The sequence below is a fragment of the Aeromonas salmonicida subsp. salmonicida genome (genome assembly GCF_001643305.1).
GTDB classification, from domain to species: domain Bacteria; phylum Pseudomonadota; class Gammaproteobacteria; order Enterobacterales; family Aeromonadaceae; genus Aeromonas; species Aeromonas salmonicida.
In genome coordinates, this window is sequence record NZ_LSGW01000044.1 from 105,229 (window position 1) to 127,666 (window position 22,438).

The window sequence follows — 22,438 nt, forward strand, 5'->3', positions numbered from 1 at the left end:
ACCAAGGAGCGCAGCATGACAGTACTGGTATTGGTAGCACCGGGGTCTGAAGAGATCGAAACCGTCGCCATCGTCGACACCCTGGTGCGCGCCCGCATCGAGGTGCTGCTGGCCTCCTGCTGTCCGGCGGGTCTGCGCCAGATCCGCGCCTCCCGCGGGGTACAGCTGGTCGCTGACTATCATATCGACGAGCTGACCAGCCGTGACTTCGAAGCCATCGTCGTGCCGGGCGGCTTGCCCGGCAGCGAGGCAATCCGCGATACGCCGCTCGCCATCGATCTGCTCAGGGAACAGGCGGCGCTCGGCCGCTGGCGGGCGGCTATGTGCGCCGCCCCCGTGGTGGTACTGCAGCATCATGATCTGCTGGGAGATGCCAGCGTGACCTGCCACCCGGGCTTGCAGGCCCAACTGCCCACCAGCCAGCTCAGCACGGCGCGGGTCGTGACGGATGATGCTCATCGCCTGATCACCAGCCAGGGGCCGGGCTCTGCCATCGAATTTGCCCTCGAAATCGTGCGGGTGCTGCGCGGGGACGACACTGCCCTCACGGTCGCCGGCCCCATGGTGCTCCCCCCCTCGATCACGCCATAACGGGTTTGGCCATCGGGGATCACTCCTGGTCACAACAGAGCGCCCCTTGCCGATTGGCAAGGGGCGCTCTGCTATTGGCCGGGCGCAACTCGGGCTGCCCCCTTGATCGCTAGCTCAACAACTCTGGCCTGAGCTGCTCCATCAGCAGATGGTTGTCACTGTAATCCACCGGTATGGCCACTACGGCAGGCCCAACGACCGCCATGGCGGCGCGCAGGGTCGGCCGCAAGTCTTCGGCACTGGTGACCGCAAAACCGGCCGCCCCGAAGGACTCGGCATAGGCCTTGAAGTTGATGGGCCCGAAGCTCACCCCCGAGCTGCGGCGGTACTTTTTCTCCTCCTGCATCGCCACCATGTTGTAGCCGTTATCGACCCAGATGATGTGCACTATGTTGGATTTGAGCCGCACCGCCGTCTCCAGCTCCATGCTCGACTGCATGAAGCTGCCATCGCCGGAGACAGAGATGATCTTCTCCCCCGGCCGCACCATGGCGGCACCTATGGCCCAGGGCAGCGCTACCCCCATTGTCTGCTGACCGTTGGAGATAAGCACCTGACGCGCCCGGAAGCTGTAGAGGTAGCGGGCAATCCAGATGTGGAAGCTGCCCATGTCCACGCACAGTGTCATGTCCTGCCCTATGATGTCCTGCAGCTCCTTGACGATGCGCAGCGGATGGATGGGCATGCCCCCCAGATGCTGGGCATGCTGGGTCAGCTGGTGACGCTGGGCCCGTAGGCCGCGATAGCGGGGTCCCGTGCCAGCGGCTTGTGCAGCATCTTGGTCAAGCAATACAGATTGGCACTGATGGAGCCCACCAGCTCAACCGCCGGGCAGTAGCTGCTGTCGATCTCCGCCGGCAGGGCATCAATGTGCAGCAATTGCCGCTCACCCGTGCCATTCCACAGAACAGGGTCATATTCGATGGGGCTGTAACCTATGCAGATCACCAGATCCGCATCCTGCAGCAACCTGTCCCCCGGCTGGTTGTTGAACAGCCCGACCCGACCGGCGAAGTCATCGAAATGGTGGGTATCCACCACGCCAGCCGCCTGATAGGTGCCCGTCACCGGCAACCGGCTTTTGTCGAGAAAAGCGCGCACCGCGAGGGAATTCTCGGGCCGGCTGGCCAACAGGCCGAGCAGCACCACCGGCTTGCGGGCCTGCGCCAGCAGGCTCAGCGCCCTGTCTATGCCTGCCTCATCGGCGGCGCCCGGTTCGGGTATGGCTCTGGGCACCAGGATGGCGCCATCGGTCGGCTCGTTGATGATGTCCATGGGCAGGCTGACGAAGGCCGCGCCGGGACGACCCAGTTCGGCGGACCGAAAGGCATTGGCCATCACCTCTGAAAGAGCGGATCCGGTTCCCACCTGGGCGCTGAACTTGGTGACGGGACGGCACAGGCTGACGGTGTCCAGGCTCTGGTGAGTGAGCTTGAGGCCATCGGCACGTCGCACCGCGCCCCCCAGCGCTACCATGGCATCCCCTTCCGAGGTGGCGGTCGCGAGGCCTGTGATCAGGTTGGCGCAACCAGGGCCCGAGGTCACCAGCGCCACCCCGGCCTTGCCGGTCAGACGGCCCACGGCGGCGGCCATGAAGGCGGCGTTCGCCTCGTGACGCACCACTATGGTGTCGATGGGGGAATCTTCCAGGGCATCAAATACCCGGTCGATCTTGGCCCCCGGAATACCGAATACCTGCTTGACGCCCTGCGCCTCCAGATGGCGTACGACCAGTTCGGCCCCACAGCCCCAGTGTTGATTTTCCATGAGAATAACTCCTTGTAAGCGAAGGGCTTAGCCTTCGGCGGCGCGGATGGCGCGGTCCAGATCGGCGGGATTGAGGTCAGCCTGTTGAAAGGCAGGGTTGCGCGGCAGCTCTATGTTGAGATGCTGAACCACAGACAACTGCAGCTGGCCGTGGCCCATGGCGTAATCGAGGATGTGACCACCGCCCTTGCGATCTTCGGTGATGAAATGTTCGTGATAGCCGGCCACATTGATCCCCTGCACGAAGGGCGGGCAGCGAAAGCCCACCAGGGTGCCGCGCCGCTGGCTGAACGAGAACAAAGGCTGTGCCTCTATGGCCTCCAGCATGGGCTTGTAGGGCGGAGTCTGGCAGGGCACTGTGCGTACCTGCGCCTGCTCAAACAGACCATCGAGGCGAAAAGCGACGAAGACGTTGTCGGTGCCTACCAGCTGATCGATCCACTGATGGATCTCGTCGCGGCTGAGGGGGTGATCGAAGCGGCGCTCCAGACAGGGTCGAAAGTGAGTCATCACCGCAAACGGGGTTTTCTGCCCGGCCTGGGCCGGACGGGCCGAGCCATCGGCCTTGAGTTGATGGATCTGGCGCTCGAACGCAATCAGCTCGCCGTCGAGGCGGTTGAAGGTGCCAAGACCAAAGTCGCCGTGGCGCAGCAGATCGGCCATGGTGGTCTCGCCCTCATAGACGCCGGCCAGCAGGGCGCTCATCAAGGAGCTCTGATAGACCTCGCCACCACCCTGACGGGCTTGCCAGCGAGCAAACTGCTGGCTGATCTCGATGGCACAGTCACACTGTGTATGGGTTTCCATTTGGATTTAACCTCCAATCCTGTTAGGTTGGCAAATCAGGATTCAATAGTGACCAAGATCACACTTTGATACCAATATCCAAACCCATCAGCTTCGAGACGTACCAGATATGGAATTTCGTTACCTGCGCTACCTGGTAGCCGTGGCAGAGAAGCAGAGCTTTACCAAGGCGGCCGAGACGCTGGGCATGGCCCAGCCGCCCCTCAGCCAGCAGATCCGCAAATTTGAACAGGAGGTGGGCACGCCACTGTTTCACCGGCTGACCCGCAGTGTGGAGCTGACCGAGGCGGGGCTGAGCCTCTATCAGGATGCCAAAGGCATACTGTCGCAAACCGAGCAGGCCATGCAGAAGGCCCAGCGCATCGCCCGCGGTCAGCTTGGCTCCCTGCGCCTGGGCTTTGCCGGCTCCACTGTGCTGCACCCGAGCGTGCTGCGGCTCATCCACGACTTTCGCCAGGCCTGGCCAGAGGTGAGCCTGCATCCCATCGAGAACAGCATGCCCAATCTGGTGCGCGACCTGATGAGCGAGGAGCTGGATGCCGCCATACTGCGCCTGCCGTGCAGCAGCAGCTCGGCGCTGACTCACCATCTCATCGATGAGGAGGAGATGCTGATCGCCCTCCCCCCGCACCACCCGCTGGCAAGCACGGGCGCCATCGCCATCGAGGCCCTGGCGCAGGATCCCTTCATCCTGTTCCCGCGCGAACTGGGGCCGGGCCTGCACGATGCCATCACCCAACGCTGCCAGCGGGCCGGTTTCAGTCCCCGTCTCGGCAGCCAGAGCCCGCAGGTGATCTCCACCGTCGGCATGGTGCAGGCCGGTTTCGGGGTTGCCATCATCCCGCGATCTGTGAGCGAGCTGCATCCCCACGGCGTCAGCTATCACCCCATCGCCGATGAACCGCTCACCACCCGCATCAGCCTCGCCACCCGCCGCCATCCCCGTCAAAAGAGCCTGCAGCACCTGATAGGGCTGATCCCGAGCCGGCATGATAGACACACCGACATCGCATCGGCATAGCGCCAGCCCCCGCACACCTTCATCTGCGTTCCACCAATAGACCACCACGCTGTCAGTGACAGCCTGGTGGCGCCTTGCAATTGAACCCAAGCGAATCGCTCATTCCCTGCGGCTGGATGGTACAACCTTGCCAGAAAGACTCACCCGAACACGTACGTTAGCGAACAGACGGCACTCCCCCGCGCCCCCATAGTGTCAGTGCAGCGACTGCACTCACGTGAAACAAGGTGCTTGTTCACCACGGCTGTCAGACCCGGCGGCAGGTCATTTATACCTGCCTTTGAAGAACCGCCAGGACTCACCTTTCCCCGTTCTTCCATTGAACAGTTCATTAGCTACCCAACACCTGGGCCCTTGCCTGTCTGCTGTCGCGCGACAGGCAAGGCTAGCCCCTTCATCAGTCATGCATGTCGATGGCTCCAACCGAGCCGCCGACAACAGAGAGACATTACCCATATCCAACGATGGATTGATGTTCCACGAACGCGGACCCGGGTCCGGTAACAACAAGCAGGGAGATATCCATGAATGGTTGGTGCGCTAGGTTATTTGGCTTCAAGCCAACCAATGACCCTTGGCAGGACAAGGAGCCCGTTCGTGAAGAGTTGTTCGGCATAGAGCGGCTGGAATCCCACGCCATGACGCTGGCAGAAGCCCAGTCAGTCACCGCCAGACCGGCGGCGGTGCAATCATTGCATCTGCGCCTGAAAGAAAACGAGGCCGTCTTGTCATCAGCCCATCAGGCAAATGCGGCTGAACTCGAACTGGGGCACGATCTGACCCATGCGGCCGAGTGGTTCCTCGACAACTATCACCTGGTCGAAGCCCAGATCTACGAGATCCGCAGCAGCCTGCCCACCAGCTACTACCGTCAGTTGCCAAAGCTGGCCGAAGGCCCCTTTGCCGGTTATCCCAGAGTCTTTGGCATCGCCTGGGCTTTCATTGCACACAACGACAGCCACTTCGACCCCGAGATCTTGAGCCGTTTCATCCTGGCCTATCAGCGTGTGCAACCGCTGACCATTGGTGAGTTATGGGCTGTCCCCATCACCCTCAGGATCGTGCTCATTGAAAACTTGCGGCGTCTGGTTGAGCAGATCACGCTGGCCCGCCAGGCCAGAGCCGATGCAGATCTCCTTTGCTCGCGCCTGCTCGCCTCAGGGTGCGCCTTGTCTGCGCTGAACGAAGACATTGCCTCCCGTGCCACAGGCCCACTGTCCGAGATTTTTGCCGCTCAACTCGTCAAACAGCTGCGTGACCAGGATCCCGATATCACACCGGCACTCGGCTGGCTGGAAGCGCGCCTGACGCTGCAGGGGGGGTCCATCGATGAAGTGGTCCAGCATGCACAGCAGCGGCAGGGGGCCTCCAACGTCACCATTCGCAACATCATCACCAGCATGCGATTCATCTCGAACATCGATTGGAGCGAGCAATTTGAAAAGATGAGTCTGGTGGATCAGCAGTTACGAGCCAGTACCCACTTCGCCGAGATGGACTTTCCCACCCGCAATCTCTATCGCCGGGCAATCGAGCTGCTGGCCCGCTCTTCCCCCCACGATGAGCTGGATGTCACGGCGCGGGTCCTGTCGGCGACCCGACAAGATGTCGACACCCTGCCAGACGACATGAAACTCAGGGTGCAGGATCCCGGTTATCACCTGATGGCCGAGGGCCGACTCGCCCTGGAAACCGATCTGGGTTTTCGCCCCCCCTTACGCCTTCGACTTCACCGGTTTCATTCCCGACTCGGGATCGGCGGCTATGTCGGCATCATTACCCTGCTGACGCTGCTTTTGCTGACATTCACCTACCAGCAGCTCGCACAGCCCGGTGAGCCATGGTCCCTCTGGATGCCGCTCTTCATCCTGTTTGCCTTCTTGCCGGTCAAGGCGGCAGCCATCTCGCTGGTCAACTATCTCATCAGCTTTTATCTGGTGCCCATGCCTCTGCCGGCCATGGATCTCACTCACGGCATTCCCTCATCCCTGCGCACCATGGTGGTCATCCCCACCCTGCTGACCTCTCACTCCGATCTGCTGGCACAAGTCGAGCAGCTGGAGATCCATCACCTGTCAGGGATCAGTGGCGATCTCAGCTTTGCCCTGCTCTCCGACGGGATGGATGCCGCCCAGGAACACATGCCCGAAGATGCGGCCCTGCTGAGCGAAGCCAGTCAGGCCATCGCCCGCTTGAACGGCAAATATGGCCCCGGGCCGTCAGGGGATCGCTTCCTGCTGCTCCATCGCCACCGCCAGTTCAACCCGGGCGAGGAGTGCTGGATGGGCTGGGAGCGCAAGCGTGGCAAGCTCTATGAGCTGAACCGTTTGCTGCGAGGGGCAACGGACACCAGTTTTATGGTGATCGATGGTCAGCCCCCTGCCGTCCCCCAAAATGTGCGCTATGTCATCACGCTGGATGCAGATACCCGATTGCCGCGGGATACCGCAAGTCGCCTGATTGCCAAGATGGCGCATCCCCTCAACTGCGCGCATTTTGATGCCAAGCAGCAGCGCGTCACCCATGGCTATGGCATTCTCCAGCCCCGCGTCACACCTTCTCTTCCACTGGGTCAGGATGGCTCTTATTACCAACGGCTCTACTCAGGGCCTGGCGGCATGGATCCCTATGCAGCCACCGTTTCGGACATCTATCAGGATCTGTTCGGGGAGGGCTCTTTCACCGGCAAGGGCATCTACGACGTCGATGCTTTTACCGCCGCGCTGGAAGGGCGGGTGCCGGAAAATAGTCACCTGAGCCACGACCTGTTTGAGGGCATCTTTGCCCGCGCAGGGTTGGCCTCAGATATTGAAGTTGTCGAAGAGTTTCCATCGCGGTATGACGTCAGTGCCAAACGGCAGCATCGCTGGACACGCGGCGACTGGCAACTGCTCGCCTGGATCTGTCAGCGCAAACATGGCCAGCATTCACTGCCCCTGGTAGGGCGTTGGAAAATGTTTGATAACCTCTGCCGTTCACTGCTGGCACCGAGTGCCCTGCTGGCTTTTCTCGCATCCTGGCAACTGCCGTTGGGCACGGCGGTGGCGGCGGATCTGATGCTGCTTGCCTGTCTTGCTCTTCCGATATTTTTGCCCCTCATCTTCACCATACTCCCCCGCAAACAGGATATTTTATGGCGCCATTATGTGGGCAGGATTGGCAATAGCCTGCAGCGTGCCGTCATGCAAACCCTGCTCAGCCTCACCTTTCTGGCCGACCAGACCTGGCGCATGACAGATGCCATAGTCCGTACTCTGTTCCGGTTATCCCTGTCACATCGCCACCTGCTGGAGTGGACCACCACGGCTCAAACCTCGGGCGCACCGCGACTGGCCTGCCTGGGCTTTTACCAAATGATGATGAGCGGTGCGGTTCTGGGAATGGGAGTGTGCGCCATGACGCTGTTCAGTGCCCCCACCGCCTGGCCGCTGGTACTGCCTTTTGGCACCCTCTGGCTGCTGGCCCCCCTGGTGGCGTACTGGACCAGCCGGCCCCGTTATCTGAGCAAACAGATGACCTGCAGTGCCAGGGAAGCGGTAGAGCTGCGGCTGATTGCCCGCAAGACATGGCGCTATTTCGAGACCTTTGTGACCGATCTCGACAACCAGCTGCCACCTGACAACTTTCAGGAGGTTCCGACAGAGGTCATTGCCCATCGAACCTCGCCCACCAACATGGGGCTCTATTTGCTCTCGACCCTGGCTGCCAATGACTTTGGCTGGGCCGGGCGCGAGGCCGTCATCAAACGGCTGGAAGCCACCCTGGAGGTGATGCAACACTTGCCGCGCTTCAAGGGCCACTTCTTCAACTGGTATGATACCCGGCGCCTGCTCACCCTGGAGCCGGCCTATGTCTCTTCCGTTGACAGTGGCAATCTTGCTGGCCATCTGCTGGTGGTCGCGAGCACCTGCGAAAACTGGCAACAAGCCGCCGACAACACCTCGATACGCAGCGGCTTGCAAGACACCTATCTGCTGATGCTTCAGGCCCTGCAAGCCTACCCGGTGAAAAACAGCGAGCCGGTGAACGCGCTCACGGCCTGCCTGAAAGCAATCTGCAGCCAGCTCTATGGCGAGCAGCCCGTAACAAGCCAGCTAGCTGAGCTCGAACGGCTTGCGCAGCAAGGCGTCGAGACAGCCCACCGTATTGATCTGCAAGCGTATCCCAAAGAGGGGGCCGAGGTCATCTTCTGGTCAGAGGCGCTCAGGCAGACGGTGGCCGAACATCGCCAGGATAACGCCAGCCTCCCCGATACGCTTGCGCCACGGCTGCAGGCACTGGCCGAACGCGCACGCACCCTGGCCATGGGAATGGACTTCGCATTCTTGCTGGATCCGGAGCGCCAGCTGCTCTCCATCGGGTATTCCCTCTCCGACAACCGGCTCGACAACAGTTGTTATGATCTGCTCGCCTCGGAGGCAAGGCTTGCCAGCCTGTTCGCCATCGCCAAAGGCGATGTCGTGACCAAGCACTGGTTCAAGCTGGGTCGCTCTGCTACCCCGCTGGGTCAGGCCGCGGCCCTGATCTCCTGGTCCGGCTCCATGTTCGAGTATCTGATGCCCTCCCTTGTCATGCGGGCTCCTATCGGCTCTCAGCTGGAGTGTACCAACCGCCTGATCGTCGACTTGCAGATAAGCTATGGCCACTCGCTGGGCATTCCATGGGGCATATCGGAGTCGGCGTTCAACGCCCGGGACATGGAGTTCACCTATCAATACTCCAACTTCGGCATTCCCCAGCTGGCCCTCAAGCGCGGACTGGCCGAAAACCGGGTGATAGCACCCTATGCCACAGGTTTGGCCGCCATGGTCAACCCGGGCGCTGCCTTGAAAAACTATCAACGGCTGGCTGCCATGGGTGGCGGTGGGCGTTACGGCTTTTACGAGGCGCTGGACTTTACCCCGTCCCGTTTGCCCGATAACCAGGATGTGGCCATAGTGCACAACTTCATGGCCCATCATCAGGGGATGACCATCGTCGCCCTCGCCAATGCCCTGCATCAGGGGCTGATGCGCGCCAGATTCCATGAAGAGCCCATCATTCAGGCTTGTGAACTACTGCTGCAAGAGCGGATCCCGCAGGACATGCCCATTGTCAGACCCCGCGCCGCCGAGATAAAGGCATCGCGGATCAGAACCATACAGGACGTGCGATCAGTACGCCGCTTGTCCTCATCGACCCTGGGTGCCCCCGTGACCCACCTGCTCTCCAACGGTCGCTACAACGTCATGCTCACCAGTGCGGGGGCAGGCTATAGCCGTTGGGGCAACATTGCCATCACCCGCTGGTATGAGGACGCCACTCGGGACCACTGGGGTTCTTTCCTCTTTTTGCACGATGTCCACAGTGGTGAGACCTGGTCTCCTTGTGCACACCCGCTGGGCAATTCCGACCACAAGGGGGAAGTTGTTTTTGCAGAGGATCGGGCACAGTTCATTCATCATCACGACCGCCTGACCACCACACTGGAAGTCCTGGTGTCCGGTGAAGCGGATGGCGAAGTACGACGTATCTCGCTGAACAACCGTGGTCGCAGCACCCGCTGTATCGAGCTCACCTCTTACGCCGAGGTCGTGCTGACCACACCGGAAACTGACAGGGCGCATCCCGCCTTCAGCAAGCTCTTTGTGGTCACCGAATTTCTGGCGGAGCTGGGCGCGCTGATTGCGACCCGGCGCCCCAGAACACCGGAAGACAGCGAGATCTGGGCCGCTCACTTCATCATTGTCGAGGAGCAGCTGGCCGGTACGCTTCAATATGAATCCGATCGTGCCCGGTTTATTGGTCAGGGTCGAACCCTGGCCTCGGCCCATGCCTTGCAGCGGGATGTTGCCCTGTCCAACACAACGGGCACAGTGCTCGACCCCATTTTCTCGCTGCGCCAGCAGGTACAGGTCTTGCCCGGCAGCAGTACCAAGGTTGCATTCTGGACGCTGGTGGCTTCATCGCGGCAGGCCTTGCTCGATCTCATCGATCAGCACCACAACCGCCATGCCTTCCAACGGGCCAAGACGCTGGCATGGACCCAGGCACAGGTGCAGTTGCACCATCTGGATATTCAGGCGGCGGATGCGGCCAACTTCCAGCGGCTCGCCGCTCCCCTGCTCTACGCTGACTCGCGCTTTCGCGCCTCATCGAACACCATATTGCATGGGCTGGCACTGCAATCCGCCCTCTGGCAGCTCGCCATCTCAGGTGACCTGCCCATCATGCTGCTGCGCATCGATGACATAGAGGATCTGGCTCAGGTACGCGAACTGCTGCTGACCCATGAATATCTGCGCATGAAACGTCTGGCCGTCGACCTAGTGATCGTCAATGAGCACGCAGCCACCTATGTGCAGGATCTGCAAAATGGCATAGAGACAGCCGTGCGCAGCAGCCAGTCCCGACCCCGCTTCCATAGCGAGCTGGCCCGCGGCTCCGTCTATACGGTGCGCACCGATCTGATGAATGCCGAGGTTTGCCAACTGCTGTATGCGGCGGCGCGGGTCGTACTGGTCGCTCGCCGTGGCTCCCTGCAGGAGCAACTGACCCGTCTGCCAGACACATCCCAGTCACCGCAACCCTCACCTGTCTTCAGGGCGCCCCACATCAGCGCCAGCAAACATTTACAGCATCCCGAGCTGGAGTGTTTCAATGGGCTGGGAGGGTTTGCCAAAGACGGACGTGAATATGTCACCTTGCTCAGCGCGGGTCACACCACACCCGCCCCCTGGATCAACGTGATTGCCAATCCGCAGTTTGGCTTTCAAGCATCCACCGAAGGCAGTGGTTACACCTGGGCAGACAACAGCAAAGAGAACCAGCTGACCGCCTGGTCCAATGATCCTGTGACGGATCCCGTCAGTGAAGTCATCTATATACGCGATGAAGAGACCCTTGATCTCTGGACGACGACCGCTCAGCCCATTCGTGATGGCGGTACCTATATCGCTCGTCATGGTTACGGTTACAGCAGTTTCGAGCATCAGGTTCACGGCATCCATAGCGAGTTGCTGCAATATGTCCCGGTAGCGGATCCCGTCAAGATCTCCCGCCTGACACTGCGCAACCAGACGAATGCCCCCCGCCGTCTCTCAGTGACCTGTTACGTAGAATGGGTGTTGGGCGCCTCTCGCAGCGTCACAGCTCCCTTTATCACGACCCAGATAGATGCACAGACGGGGGCCATGCTGGCACACAACCCCTGGAATGCCGCCTTCCCTGGCCGGGTAGCCTTCCTCGATCTGGGGGGACAGCAAACGAGCTGGACCGCCGATCGCAGTGAGTTCCTGGGATACCGTGGTCAACCCGCCTCTCCTGCGGCGCTGGCAAGCCATAAAGCCTTGTCTGGCAGCACAGGGGCCGGGATTGACCCCTGTTCAGCGCTGCAAACCCATGTTGATCTTGCCCCGGGCCAGAGCCTTGAGCTTGTGATCCTGCTCGGTCAGGCAGGCTCAACCGAACAAGCCCGTGCCCTCGTCACCCGCTATCGTCATGATCTCGATGTGGTGCTGGACGAGGTGGAGGCTCAATGGCAGTCACTGCTCGGGGCCGTTCAGGTCAAGACCCCAGACAGGGCCATGGACATAATGCTCAACGGCTGGCTGATGTATCAAACGCTCGCATGCCGGATCTGGGCCCGTTCTGCCTTCTATCAGGCGGGAGGCGCTTACGGTTTTCGCGACCAGTTGCAAGACGGGATGGCACTCAGCTTTGCCAACCCCCGGAGCACACGGCAACATTTGTTGCGCACGGCCGCTCGCCAGTTTATTGAAGGGGATGTGCAGCATTGGTGGCTGCCCCACTCGGGCCAGGGTGTGCGCACCCGGATCTCCGATGACAGGGTCTGGCTGGCCTTCGCCACGGCCACCTACGTTCTAAGCAGTGCCGATGACAGCATTCTAGATGAGGAGATCCCGTTTCTGGAAGGCCCGGCACTGGGCACGGAGCAGCAGGATGCCTTCTTCCTGCCACAAGTATCCGAAACGTCAGCCTCCCTGTATGAGCATTGCGCCCGCTGCCTGGATCAAGCCATGGCGCTCACCGGGAGCAATGGTCTGCCACTCATGGGCTCGGGTGACTGGAACGATGGGATGAATCAGGTCGGCAGTGCAGGCAAGGGGGAGAGTGTCTGGCTAGGTTGGTTGCTACTGCGCACCATCAGTCTGTTTGCACCTCTGGCCCACGCCCGTCAAGACAAGCGCGCCGAGCTCTGGCTGGCTCATGCCAACCGGGTCGGGGTCGCGCTGGAACGCAAAGCCTGGGATGGAGCCTGGTATCGCCGGGCGACCTTCGATGACGGCAGCTGGCTGGGTGCAAAAGAGAGCCCCGAATGCCAGATAGACTCCATCGCACAATCCTGGGCCGTCCTGTCCGGTGCGGCCAACCCGACCCGAGCCAGAATAGCCATGCAATCCCTGGAGCAACACCTCATCAAATACGATCAGGGTTTGTCTCTGCTGTTCAGTCCACCGTTTGACAAGCTGACCCAGAATCCGGGGTATATTCGCGGATATCCGCCCGGACTGCGCGAAAATGGCGGCCAGTATACTCATGCCGCCATCTGGGCCATCCTCGCCTTCGCGCGCCTCAAAGAAGGCACCAAGGCTTATGACCTGTTCTGCCTGCTCAACCCCATCAACCATGCTCTGGATCCTGAGGCCGTCGAGCGTTACAAGGTTGAACCTTACGTGATGGCTGCGGATATCTACTCAGTCGCGCCGCACAACGGTCGTGGCGGCTGGACCTGGTACACGGGGGCGTCAGGCTGGATGTATCAGGCCGGTATCGAAGGCATATTGGGGATCCGTCGTGAGGGGCAGCTGTTGCTCATCGCCCCCAACTTGCCCGCGCATTGGCCCGGATTTAGCGCAACCATCACCCTTGATGCCGCCCACTACAACATAGCGGTGAATACAGAGGTGTTATCGGGGCTGCAAGCAGACACAATCCGACTCGATGGTGTGCTGATGGAGCCTTGCGGCTCACCATTTCGCGTACCACTGATCGACGGGCACCACAGGATTGACATTACCCTGGCGGTGCAATAACAGAGTCTGAGTGAACAAACTGAAGAGACAAAGCGGCCTGCTCCCGGGCCGCTTTTCATTTTTATGTGCCATTGATTACTGATAGTCAGAGTCTTTTATGCGTAAGTTTGGGACGTGTCTACGTAAGACTATCCCGGCTATCCGATGGCACACCCAGAATCGCAGATACAAAAAATCCCAACCGAATCAATCAGTTGGGCTATGTGGATGGCGGAGGAGGTGGGATTTGAACCCACGGATGGTCGCCCATCGCCGGTTTTCAAGACCGGTGCATTCAGCCGCTCTGCCACCCCTCCGCGACAGTGCGGCGAATATTACCCATGGCGATCCGGCTTGTAAATCCCCTTTTGGTTCGTTTGCCGATTTATTGGGCTAAATGACGCATAAAGTCGATAAAACGGGCAGAAACAGCGCTTTTTCAACCAGATAACTTGACTTGAAAACAGACTCACCCACTATAGTGACCATCACGAAATTCCCAGCAAGATGGACTTATGAGAATCAAACATGCCCTGCTTTGCGCCCTGACTGGCGCCACCCTGCTTGCGGCGCCGGTTCAGGCAAGCGAGCTGACCAAGAGCGATGTCGAGCAAATCGTGCGCGACTATCTGGTCAAGAATCCGGAGATCCTGGTCGAGATGTCCAATGCCCTGCGTGCCAAGCAGGAGAGCCAGCAGGCGGCCAACGACAAAAGCCTGATCGAGGCGCACGCCAAGCAGCTCTATTCCAATAAGGATCCCGAGAGCGGCAACCCCAAGGGCAGCCTGACCGTGGTCGAGTTCTTCGATTACAACTGCGGTTACTGCAAGCGCGCCCATCCGCTGATCAAGCAACTGCTGGGTGAAGACAAGGATATCCGCTACATCTACAAGCAGTTCCCCATCCTGAGCGAGAGCTCCTACTTCGCCGCCCGGGCGGCGCTGGCGGTGCAACTGGGTCAACCTGACAAGTACCAGGCCTTCCACGAGAAGCTGTATGCCCATCAGGGCCCGCTGTCCGATGAAGCCCAGGTGAAGCAGTTAGCGGAAGCGGCCGGGGTGAACTGGAGCAAGGTCGAGGCCAAGATCAAGGACGGCAGCATAGATCAGAACCTCGGCACCAACCGGGCGCTGGCCGAAGCCATGAGTATCTCAGGCACACCGGCCTTCATCATAGGTGACCAGATACTGCGTGGCGCACCCCGCGATCTGGCGAGCCTGAAAGGCTTCATCAAGGATGTGCGAGCGGGCAAGAGCATTCAGTAACTAGGCCCTTCGCACATAAAAAAACGCCCCGGCATTGCGATGCCGGGGCGTTTTGCCATTCAGGCTTTAGCCCTCAGAACTCCTGGGCCGTCGCGAGGAGCTGTCAGCAAGGCGAAGAGCAGCGCAGGGACAGGAGTTTATATGAATAAATGAGGCTCCCGAGCAGCGCATGATCCTTGATCACGGCTTCGCAGCAGGACCATAGCCATTCGGGTTCTGGCTTTGCCAGCGCCAGGTATCGATCATCATCTGCTCCAACCCGCGCTCCGCCTGCCAGCCCAGCTCGTCACGGGCCTTGTGCGGCTCGGCCCAGCATTCGGCTATGTCACCGGGGCGGCGCGGTTTGATCTGGTACGCTATGGTGCGACCGCTGGCCGCCTCGAACGCCCTGATCATCTGCAGCACGGAATAGCCTTGGCCTGTGCCCAGGTTGTAGGTAAAGACACCGGTATCGGCAGCGATGCGGGTCAGCGCCTTGAGATGGCCGAGGGCGAGATCCACCACGTGGATGTAGTCACGCACGCCTGTGCCATCCGGGGTTGGATAGTCGTTGCCAAACACCCCCAACTCCTTGAGCTTGCCGACACCCACCTGGCTGATATAGGGCAGCAGGTTGTTGGGGATGCCGTTGGGATCTTCACCGATGAGGCCGCTCTCGTGGGCACCAACCGGGTTGAAGTAGCGCAGCAGCACTATGGCCCAGCGGGGATCGGATTTGGACAAGTCACGCAGTATCTCTTCCACCATCAGCTTGGAGCGACCATAGGGGTTGGTCGCGCTGGTGGGGAAATCTTCCCGCAGCGGCACAGAGGCAGGATCGCCATACACGGTGGCCGACGAGCTGAACACCAGCCGGAACACGCCCGCCTTTGCCATCTCCTCGCACAGCACCAGTGTGCCTGTGATGTTGTTCTGGTAATAGGTGAGCGGGATCTGGCTCGACTCCCCCACCGCCTTGAGACCGGCGAAGTGGATCACGGATTCAATCTTGTGGGCGGCAAACAGCTGCTGCAGGCAGGCTCTGTCCAGCACATCTCCCTCAACAAAGGTAACCGGCTTGCCGGTGATCCGCTCGACCCGTTTGAGAGACTCGGGGGAGGAGTTGGATAGGTTGTCCAGCACCACCACTTGCGGCCCTGCGCCGAGCAGCTCAACCAGGGTATGGGAGCCGATGTAACCGGCACCGCCCGTGACCAATATTGTCATTTTTTATCCCGTGTTCTGGTGAAACTGGGCAGAGTCTACCTGCCCTGCGTCATCGGGAAAAGCTTGAGATGCCAATGAAGCCATCAATAGTCGAGGCTGACATCCCCCCTGGCGGTACAGGAGCAGGCCAGTACGACCCCGCTCTCCAGATCCTGTGCACTCAGCGTCATCACGCTCTGGCGCTCAATTTCGCCGGTCGTGCTACAGCGACAGGCGCCACATACACCGGCGCGGCAGGCGGCCATCATGGTCTCGCCAGCCCCCTCCAGTGCGGCCAACAGGGTCTGGCCCGGCAGTATCTTCACCTTCTTGCCGCTTTTCTTGAGGGTCAGCCAGAAATGGTCGCTGGCGGCCGCAACCGGCGCCGCGCCCGATGTAACAGCAGGCAGGCCGAACGACTCCTGATGCAACTGCTCCGCTGGCAACCCCAGCTCCGCCAACATGCTACTCACCGCCGCCATGTAAGGTGCAGGGCCGCACAGGTAAACGTGGCGGCTGTGCAAGTCCGGCGCCAATTCCCTCAGCATGTCCGGGCTGAGTCGGCCAACCCAGGGATAAGCCGTCGGCGCTTCTTCCAGTACTTTCTCCAGCACTAAAGCGTAGCGCACGCCGTGATGAGATTCGGCCAGCGCAGCCAGATCATCTGCGAAGATCACATCCGCTGGCGAGCGGGCGCTGTGGATAAAGCGGATGTCCGCCTCAGGCCGTTTGGCAAGCTCGTCGCGCAACATGGCCCACATGGGGGTGATGCCGGAGCCGGCGCTGAGCAGCAGCGGCCGCTCGCAGGGCAGCGCCGTCAGGTTGAAATCGCCGAAGGGGCCGTCGACCCGGATCTCGTCCCCCACCTGCAGACTCTGGTGCAGATGATGGGAGACTAGCCCCACATCCTTGATAGTGACCTGCCAGCACGCATCCTGCGGGCTGGAGGAGAGGGTATAGGCGCGGCACATGGGCTGGCCGTCTATCTCTGTGTGCAAAGTGACGCACTGGCCGGCCAGCACAGGAGGCAGGCTTCCTGCAACGGGCGCGAACTGCCAGCTCACCACATCATGGGTGTCGGCGCGACGACCGATGCAGCGCAGGGTGAGAGAGGTGGAGGTCATCACAAGGCTCCTCATTTTGAAAACATGTTTTTTTGAAACACGAGTCTTTGAAAAAAAGGCGAGCCATCAGGCTCGCCAAAGGCTTACAACATGCTGAGATGATCAGGCCGGCACGGCCTGCGCGATCACCGGATTCAGGCAGCCAGGATCTCGGCGAGATCTGCTTCGGCCGTGGTGGTCCCTTTCAGGCCGAACTGCTCCTCCAGCACCTTGAGCAGGGCCGGGGTCAGGAAGGCCGGTGCGGTCGGGCCGGTGCGAATGTCTTTCACACCGAGCGCCAGCAGGGTGAGCAGAATGACGATGGCCTTCTGTTCGAACCAGGAGAGCACCAGGGTCAACGGCAGGTCATTGACGCCACACTCGAACGCCTCGGAGAGCGCCAGCGCCAGCTGGATGGCGGAGTAGGCATCGTTGCACTGACCCACATCCAGCAGACGGGGAATGCCGCCTATGTTGCCAAAATCGAGCTTGTTGAACTTATACTTGCCGCAGCCCAGGGTGAGCAGCAGGCTGTCTTTGGGGGCGGCCTTGGCAAACTCGGTGAAATAGGCGCGCTCAGCCTTGTCGCCGTCACAACCGCCCACCAGGAAGAAGTGGCTGATTTCACCCGCTTTCACCTTCTCAATCACTGCCGGGGCGGCCTGCATCAGGGCATTGCGGGCAAAGCCGATGGTGATGAAGTGCTCGAGCTCTGTGTGCTTGAAACCGTCCAGCGACAAGGCTTTTGCCACCACTGCGGAGAAATCGTCCCCTTCGAGGTGCGTCACGCCCGGCCAGCCGACGATGGAGCGGGTGAAGATGCGGTCGCTATAGTCGCCCACGTTGGGATCTATGATGCAGTTGGAGGTCATTACAACGGCGCCGGGGAAGTTGGCAAACTCCTTCTGCTGGTTTTGCCAGGCGGAGCCGTAATTGCCCACTAGGTGCGGGTACTGCTTGAAGAAGGGGTAGGCCAGCGCCGGCAACATCTCGCCGTGGGTGTAGACATGGATGCCAGTGCCTGCGGTCTGCTCCAGGATCAGCTTGAGATCCACCATGTCGTGACCGGAGACCAGGATGCACTTGCCCGGCACCGGTGTGACGCGCACTTGGGTCGGCTCGGGGTGGCCAAACGCCGTGGTTTCGCCCAGATCCAGCATCTCCATGACACGGAAGTTGAGCAGACCAATCTCCATAGCGCATTTGAACAGGGAATCCAGCTCGCTCGGGTCAGTGCTGAGCCAGCTCATGATGCGATGGAACTCGGCGGCTACCTCGCTATCCTGCTGACCCAGTACCCGGGCATGTTCCATGTAGGCGGCAGCCCCCTTGAGGCCGTAGAGGCAGAGCAGACGCAGTCCCATGATGTCTTCGTGCACCTCGCTCTTGCCGCGATTGACCGCGGTTTGCGACGCATGGGCCAGCTGGGCGAGCAGCTCGTCACCCGGCTCGAAGCCGGTGGCCTCGGGCAAGCCGGTGACTTGCACCGCCAGTGCAGCCAGACGGTCGACCAGCTGCTGACGATGCGCCAACGCCTGGTTGACATAGGCAACGATGCGGGCGGAGTCGAAGTTGACGTTGGTGAGGGTGGCGAAGAAGGCCTTGGGCACGAAGGCATCGATCTCGTTATCGATGACGCCGTGCTCGCGGGCGGCCAGCACCCAGGCGCTGAGGTCCTGCAGCGCATAGATCAGCACATCCTGCAGATCCGAGGTTTCGGCCGTCTTGCCGCACATGCCTTGTGCATAAGCACAGCCATTGCCTGCCGGGGTACGAATTGTCTGTTCACATTGCACACAAAACATCATGCCTCTCCTAATTGGACATTTCAGTTACTTGTTTTGTGGCGATTCTATGCCCCTCGCCAAAAACTTAATAGGCATTCAATTTGCCAATTAAGTTTTCATTGATGCAGATCAAAAACAAAAAAGCCGCCCAAACAGGGCGGCAAGCGGGTGGATAAGCGGGTGGATAAAAGGAGAGACAACTCAGGTTTACAACAAAACTCACATCAACAAGCGGTCAGGCCAGATAGGCGCGCAGCATCCAGACCAGTTTTTCCTGCTGCTGCACATAGTCGGAGAGGATGGATGCCGTCCCCTCGTCACCGGCCTCAGCGGCGTGTCCCAGGATCCGGCGCTGGGCGACCAGCAGCTCGCGGAAGCTCTCGAGCAGGGATTCGACACAGGCACGACCGTCATGCAGCCCCTTCTGCTCCGGGATGGCAGAGACTTTCAGGTAGTCGCTGAAGCTGTGCATGGGCACGCCATCCAGGGTGAGGATGCGCTCAGCCAGGGCATCGACCTTCAGCAGCAGATCGTTATAGATCTCTTCAAATTTCAGGTGCAGTTCGAAGAACTGATTGCCGCGGATATTCCAGTGGAAGCCACGGACGTTCATGTAGAGGATCTGGTAGCTGGCCAGCAACTTGTTCAGCTCGGCGGCCAGGGCTTGTGATTGAACGGTATCAAGACCAATCGGACTTTTCATGTTTCACCTCCAGATTTGACGACGGAGCCAGATTAACGCCATTCAGACTCAAGAGGTAATCGTTGCTACCTGAGTGATTGATAGGGAATGGCTATCGCCTGGTGTGACAACCCGCTGATTATCCAGATTTATCACCCTTCGGTGCGTTCGATATAGAGGATCACCTCGCCCAGATGAATGCCGAATTTGCTGATCTCGGCCCGATTGATCAGGCGATCTTCATCCAGCAGGTACATCCAGTCATCAAAGCTCACCCTCACCACCTGCTCATCCGGCAGTACCAGATCGAGCTGATAGCGCCAGTTGAGAGCAAAACCTTCCGTCTTGCCTACCGCCTCCCCCACTACGTCGGATGCGGTACCGCGCCAGTGACCATCGGCCCCCTTGCTCAAAAACCAGGTCCGGGTCTGCTGACGGCCGTCATCAAAGTAGAACTGCTCAAACAGTTCGCCCTTGCCATCCTGCCAGCGCCCCACCATCTCGACCCGAAAGCGACTGGTCACTTCGCCGCTGCGGTCTGTCACCAGGCCATGAGCCACCAGTTTGCCATTGAAGAAACGGGCGAGATCCCAGTTCGGCCCCTGACCGCGATAGTCATCCAAACTGGCACCACAGCCAGTGAGCAACAGGAGTGGCAACAAGAGCAGAAAACGACAGCAACGATAGAAAGACATTGAGTACTCCAGCATCAGAGTTGGCCGCGCAGGCGGCGGGTAAGGGCAGGATCGCGACTGTTGTCGGCAAGCCAGATGGCCAGAAAGGCGGCCGCAAATTGTGGATCAGGAAGAGTACCGAGGGGTTTGTACTGCCACCAGAAGTGGCCAACCCCGGCTTCATCCACATAGAAGGTCAGTGTGTCCCCCGCCGCCACATCGGGCCAGAAGACTGCCAGTTGCCCAAGCCACTGCTGGCGCTGCGTCTCGCTGCCAAGCCCCAGCCGTTGCCACTCCTCTGCGGTGGCGGTCAGCAGGTCATCCCGTTCGATATCTCTGGCGTAGGTGAGGGTCAGTGCCTGAGGATAGTGGCCAGGCTGATAGCGGCCACTCTGGCTGTAGAAGGTGGCATCATAGAGTTTGAACCAGAGCCAGTTCATCTCCCCCTGTCCGACCGTGCGCAGCTGTTGCCAGGGGGCGGCAGAGGCCTGTGCAGAGAGTGCCATCATGGCGCCAAGCGCGGCAATCAGGAGGCTAATTCCACCCCATGTGCCAATTCGCGGGATCTTCCAGTTCATGCCAATCCATCTCCTGTTCCAGCAAGGTGTTGATATCCTGCATCACCACGCGCGCCAATCGCCCCTGAGCATCACGCTGGCAGGCAACCACCAGATAGTAACGCTCGGTCAGCTCGTGCTGGCTCTCTTTGGTCCACTTGGAAAACAACAAGGCGTCGGTCGAAAAGGTGTTCATCTTGATTCACCCTCAAGCTTGACCGTTACCCACAGGAGTACGGGTAACCACCACATCCAGATCACCGCCAATAGCGCTGTGCTGATCCAGATGCCCCAGGGTAAGTGTACTGCGCCCATGGCCGCTCCCGCCACATAGGAGGAGGCGCCACCCGCCATGCCAAACAGCGCCTGCTGCCAGCGGGGCAAGGGGCGCAACCAGCGCAGTCCATGGCTGAGACTCAAGGCAAATCCCAGCCACAGCAGCACCAGCCAGAGAGGAAAGCCAGCCGGGAATTGAAACAGCCCCAGTTGCCAGAGCAGGCCATCGAGCAGACAACCGGCCAGGGCCACCGGCAATAGCCGCAGATCCCCCTTGCGGCTTGGTGAGAAGATGAAGTGGAGCAGCAGCATCAACAGCAGCGGACCCGGCTGCTGCCATTTCACCGCCAGCAGCCAGTAGAGGTTGAACCCCAGCAGATGGGCCCACTGCCACATGGTCAGTGACCGCTCACTGGCACATCACCCCGCCAGCCCGTTGGTCCTGGTTTGGCCGCCTCCAGCTGGACCAGACTGATGGCCCGCTCCCAGAAGCCCCCCTCGCAATAGGCGAAATAGAAGTGCCACAACCGGATGAAATCCTGGCTGTAACCCAGCTTGGGCAGCTCGGGGGCCAGCGCCAGAAAGCGCTCGCACCAGTGCGCCAGGGTGCGGGCATAGTGATGACCGTGATCATGCAGCCGCACCAGCTGCATGTCGGTCTCGCGGGCAATCAGTCCCGCCATCTGGGAGACACTCGGCAGGCAGCCGCCCGGAAAGATGTAACGCTGGATGAAGTCGACACTGCGCACATACTGGGCGTGGCGCTGATCGGCAATGGTGATTGCCTGAATAAGCAGGCGGCCACCGGGTTTGAGCAAACGTGACAACTGGCGGAAGTAATCGGGCAGGAAGGCGTGGCCCACCGCCTCTATCATCTCGATGGAGACCAGCTTGTCGAAGGTCCCCTCCAGTTTGCGATAATCCTCCAGCAGCAAGGTGATGCGATCCCCGAGTCCCTCACGCTCGATCCACTCGCGCGCATAGTCATGCTGGGCCTGGGAGATGGTCGTCGTGGTCACCCGGCAGCCATAGTGACGGGCCGCATAAATGGCCAGCCCGCCCCAGCCTGTGCCTATCTCCAGCAGGTGATCGTCCGGTCCCAGCTCCAGGCGCTCGCAGATGGTATGCAGCTTGGCCTGCTGTGCCTCCTCCAGAGTGGACTCTGTCCCCGGATAGATGGCACTCGAATACTGCATATGGCTATCGAGAAAACCCTGATAGAGGGTATTGCCCAGATCGTAGTGGGCGGCGATGTTGGATCGTGAACCTGTCAGGGTATTGCGATTGAGCCAGTGGCGCGCCTTGTTGAAGGGGAAACTCAGCCAACTGAGCCGCCGCTCCAGGCTGTCGAGCAGTGACATGTTGCGGGCCAGCAAGCGCACCAGCGCCACCGGATCCGGGCTGGTCCAAAGCCCTTCTACCCAGGTTTCACCGGCGGCAATGCTGCCTCCCAGCAACAAGCGGCGATAGAAGGCCGGATCCTTTACCACCACTTCGGCGTGCAGGTCAGTGCCCGCCACCCCGAAACTATGACGATCGCTGCCGTCCCGCAGCAGCAGTTGACCGTGCTCGAGACGCCCCAGCAGCTTGAGCAGCAGTTGCCTTGCGCCTTTATCGATGAAAGAGGCCGAACTTGTTGATTGCACCAGTTCCATTAGCGAGTCTCCGGATGGCTGAAGAATAAGTGGCAGAGAGTCTGAATTGAATCT

The 22,438-nt window shown here is 60.2% G+C and carries 14 protein-coding genes, 1 tRNA gene and 1 pseudogene; 4 read left to right on the top strand and 12 right to left on the bottom strand.

The genetic code is table 11. From position 1 onward, the window contains the following. The first annotated feature begins 15 nt into the window (after positions 1–15). A complete protein-coding gene (locus tag AXW79_RS04020; protein WP_005311955.1) occupies positions 16–591 on the top strand; it encodes a DJ-1 family glyoxalase III in 576 nt (191 codons plus the stop codon). 109 nt (positions 592–700) lie between these two features. Here AXW79_RS04020 and alsS read toward each other — a convergent pair. Both alsS and budA read right to left on the bottom strand, forming a co-directional pair. Continuing rightward, positions 701–2,358: pseudogene (gene alsS, locus AXW79_RS04025) on the bottom strand (acetolactate synthase AlsS). Between the two features lie 27 nt (positions 2,359–2,385). Then, positions 2,386–3,165 (bottom strand): acetolactate decarboxylase, encoded by a 780-nt coding sequence (gene budA, locus AXW79_RS04030; RefSeq protein ID WP_005311953.1) that lies wholly within the window; start codon positions 3,163–3,165, stop codon positions 2,386–2,388. 109 nt (positions 3,166–3,274) lie between these two features. Here budA and AXW79_RS04035 point away from each other — a divergent pair, with 109 nt between their 5' ends. Beyond that, positions 3,275–4,186: a LysR family transcriptional regulator gene (locus tag AXW79_RS04035; RefSeq protein ID WP_005311951.1), complete on the top strand. Its 912-nt coding sequence runs from the start codon at positions 3,275–3,277 to the stop codon at positions 4,184–4,186. A gap of 524 nt (positions 4,187–4,710) precedes the next feature. Continuing rightward, entirely contained in the window at positions 4,711–13,221 is an 8,511-nt protein-coding gene (locus tag AXW79_RS04040) for a GH36-type glycosyl hydrolase domain-containing protein (RefSeq protein ID WP_011899008.1), read from the top strand. Between the two features lie 208 nt (positions 13,222–13,429). Here the strand turns inward: AXW79_RS04040 and AXW79_RS04045 are convergent. Continuing rightward, positions 13,430–13,517, bottom strand: a tRNA-Ser gene (locus tag AXW79_RS04045). A 198-nt stretch (positions 13,518–13,715) separates the two neighbouring features. On the opposite strand from AXW79_RS04045, the gene AXW79_RS04050 reads away from it, so the two are divergent. Further along, positions 13,716–14,465 (top strand): DsbA family protein, encoded by a 750-nt coding sequence (locus AXW79_RS04050; protein ID WP_005311947.1) that lies wholly within the window; start codon positions 13,716–13,718, stop codon positions 14,463–14,465. Between the two features lie 180 nt (positions 14,466–14,645). Here AXW79_RS04050 and galE read toward each other — a convergent pair whose 3' ends face one another. The 9 genes from galE to AXW79_RS04095 form a co-directional block, all read right to left on the bottom strand. Next, positions 14,646–15,671: a UDP-glucose 4-epimerase GalE gene (galE, locus tag AXW79_RS04055; protein ID WP_005311945.1), complete on the bottom strand. Its 1,026-nt coding sequence runs from the start codon at positions 15,669–15,671 to the stop codon at positions 14,646–14,648. A gap of 83 nt (positions 15,672–15,754) precedes the next feature. Continuing rightward, positions 15,755–16,774 (bottom strand): hybrid-cluster NAD(P)-dependent oxidoreductase, encoded by a 1,020-nt coding sequence (locus tag AXW79_RS04060; RefSeq protein ID WP_005311943.1) that lies wholly within the window; start codon positions 16,772–16,774, stop codon positions 15,755–15,757. A gap of 134 nt (positions 16,775–16,908) precedes the next feature. Next, complete coding sequence (hcp, locus tag AXW79_RS04065) at positions 16,909–18,558, bottom strand: hydroxylamine reductase (RefSeq protein ID WP_005311942.1); 1,650 nt, start codon at positions 18,556–18,558, stop codon at positions 16,909–16,911. 217 nt (positions 18,559–18,775) lie between these two features. Beyond that, a complete protein-coding gene (locus AXW79_RS04070; protein WP_005311940.1) occupies positions 18,776–19,243 on the bottom strand; it encodes a Dps family protein in 468 nt (155 codons plus the stop codon). A 131-nt stretch (positions 19,244–19,374) separates the two neighbouring features. Then, entirely contained in the window at positions 19,375–19,917 is a 543-nt protein-coding gene (locus AXW79_RS04075; RefSeq protein ID WP_005311938.1) for a DUF3833 domain-containing protein, read from the bottom strand. A gap of 14 nt (positions 19,918–19,931) precedes the next feature. Then, entirely contained in the window at positions 19,932–20,474 is a 543-nt protein-coding gene (locus tag AXW79_RS04080; protein WP_011899013.1) for a chalcone isomerase family protein, read from the bottom strand. Beyond that, positions 20,431–20,649, bottom strand: coding sequence for a TIGR02450 family Trp-rich protein (locus AXW79_RS04085; RefSeq protein WP_005311934.1), 219 nt, complete (start codon positions 20,647–20,649; stop codon positions 20,431–20,433). Before AXW79_RS04085 ends, AXW79_RS04080 begins: the two co-directional genes overlap by 44 nt. Beyond that, positions 20,646–21,125 carry a DUF2878 domain-containing protein gene (locus tag AXW79_RS04090; RefSeq protein WP_005311932.1) on the bottom strand — a complete coding sequence of 160 codons (480 nt, stop codon included), beginning with the start codon at positions 21,123–21,125 and terminating at the stop codon, positions 20,646–20,648. Before AXW79_RS04090 ends, AXW79_RS04085 begins: the two co-directional genes overlap by 4 nt. 2 nt (positions 21,126–21,127) lie before the next feature. Continuing rightward, positions 21,128–22,384 carry an SAM-dependent methyltransferase gene (locus AXW79_RS04095; RefSeq protein WP_005311930.1) on the bottom strand — a complete coding sequence of 419 codons (1,257 nt, stop codon included), beginning with the start codon at positions 22,382–22,384 and terminating at the stop codon, positions 21,128–21,130. Positions 22,385–22,438: the final 54 nt, after the last annotated feature.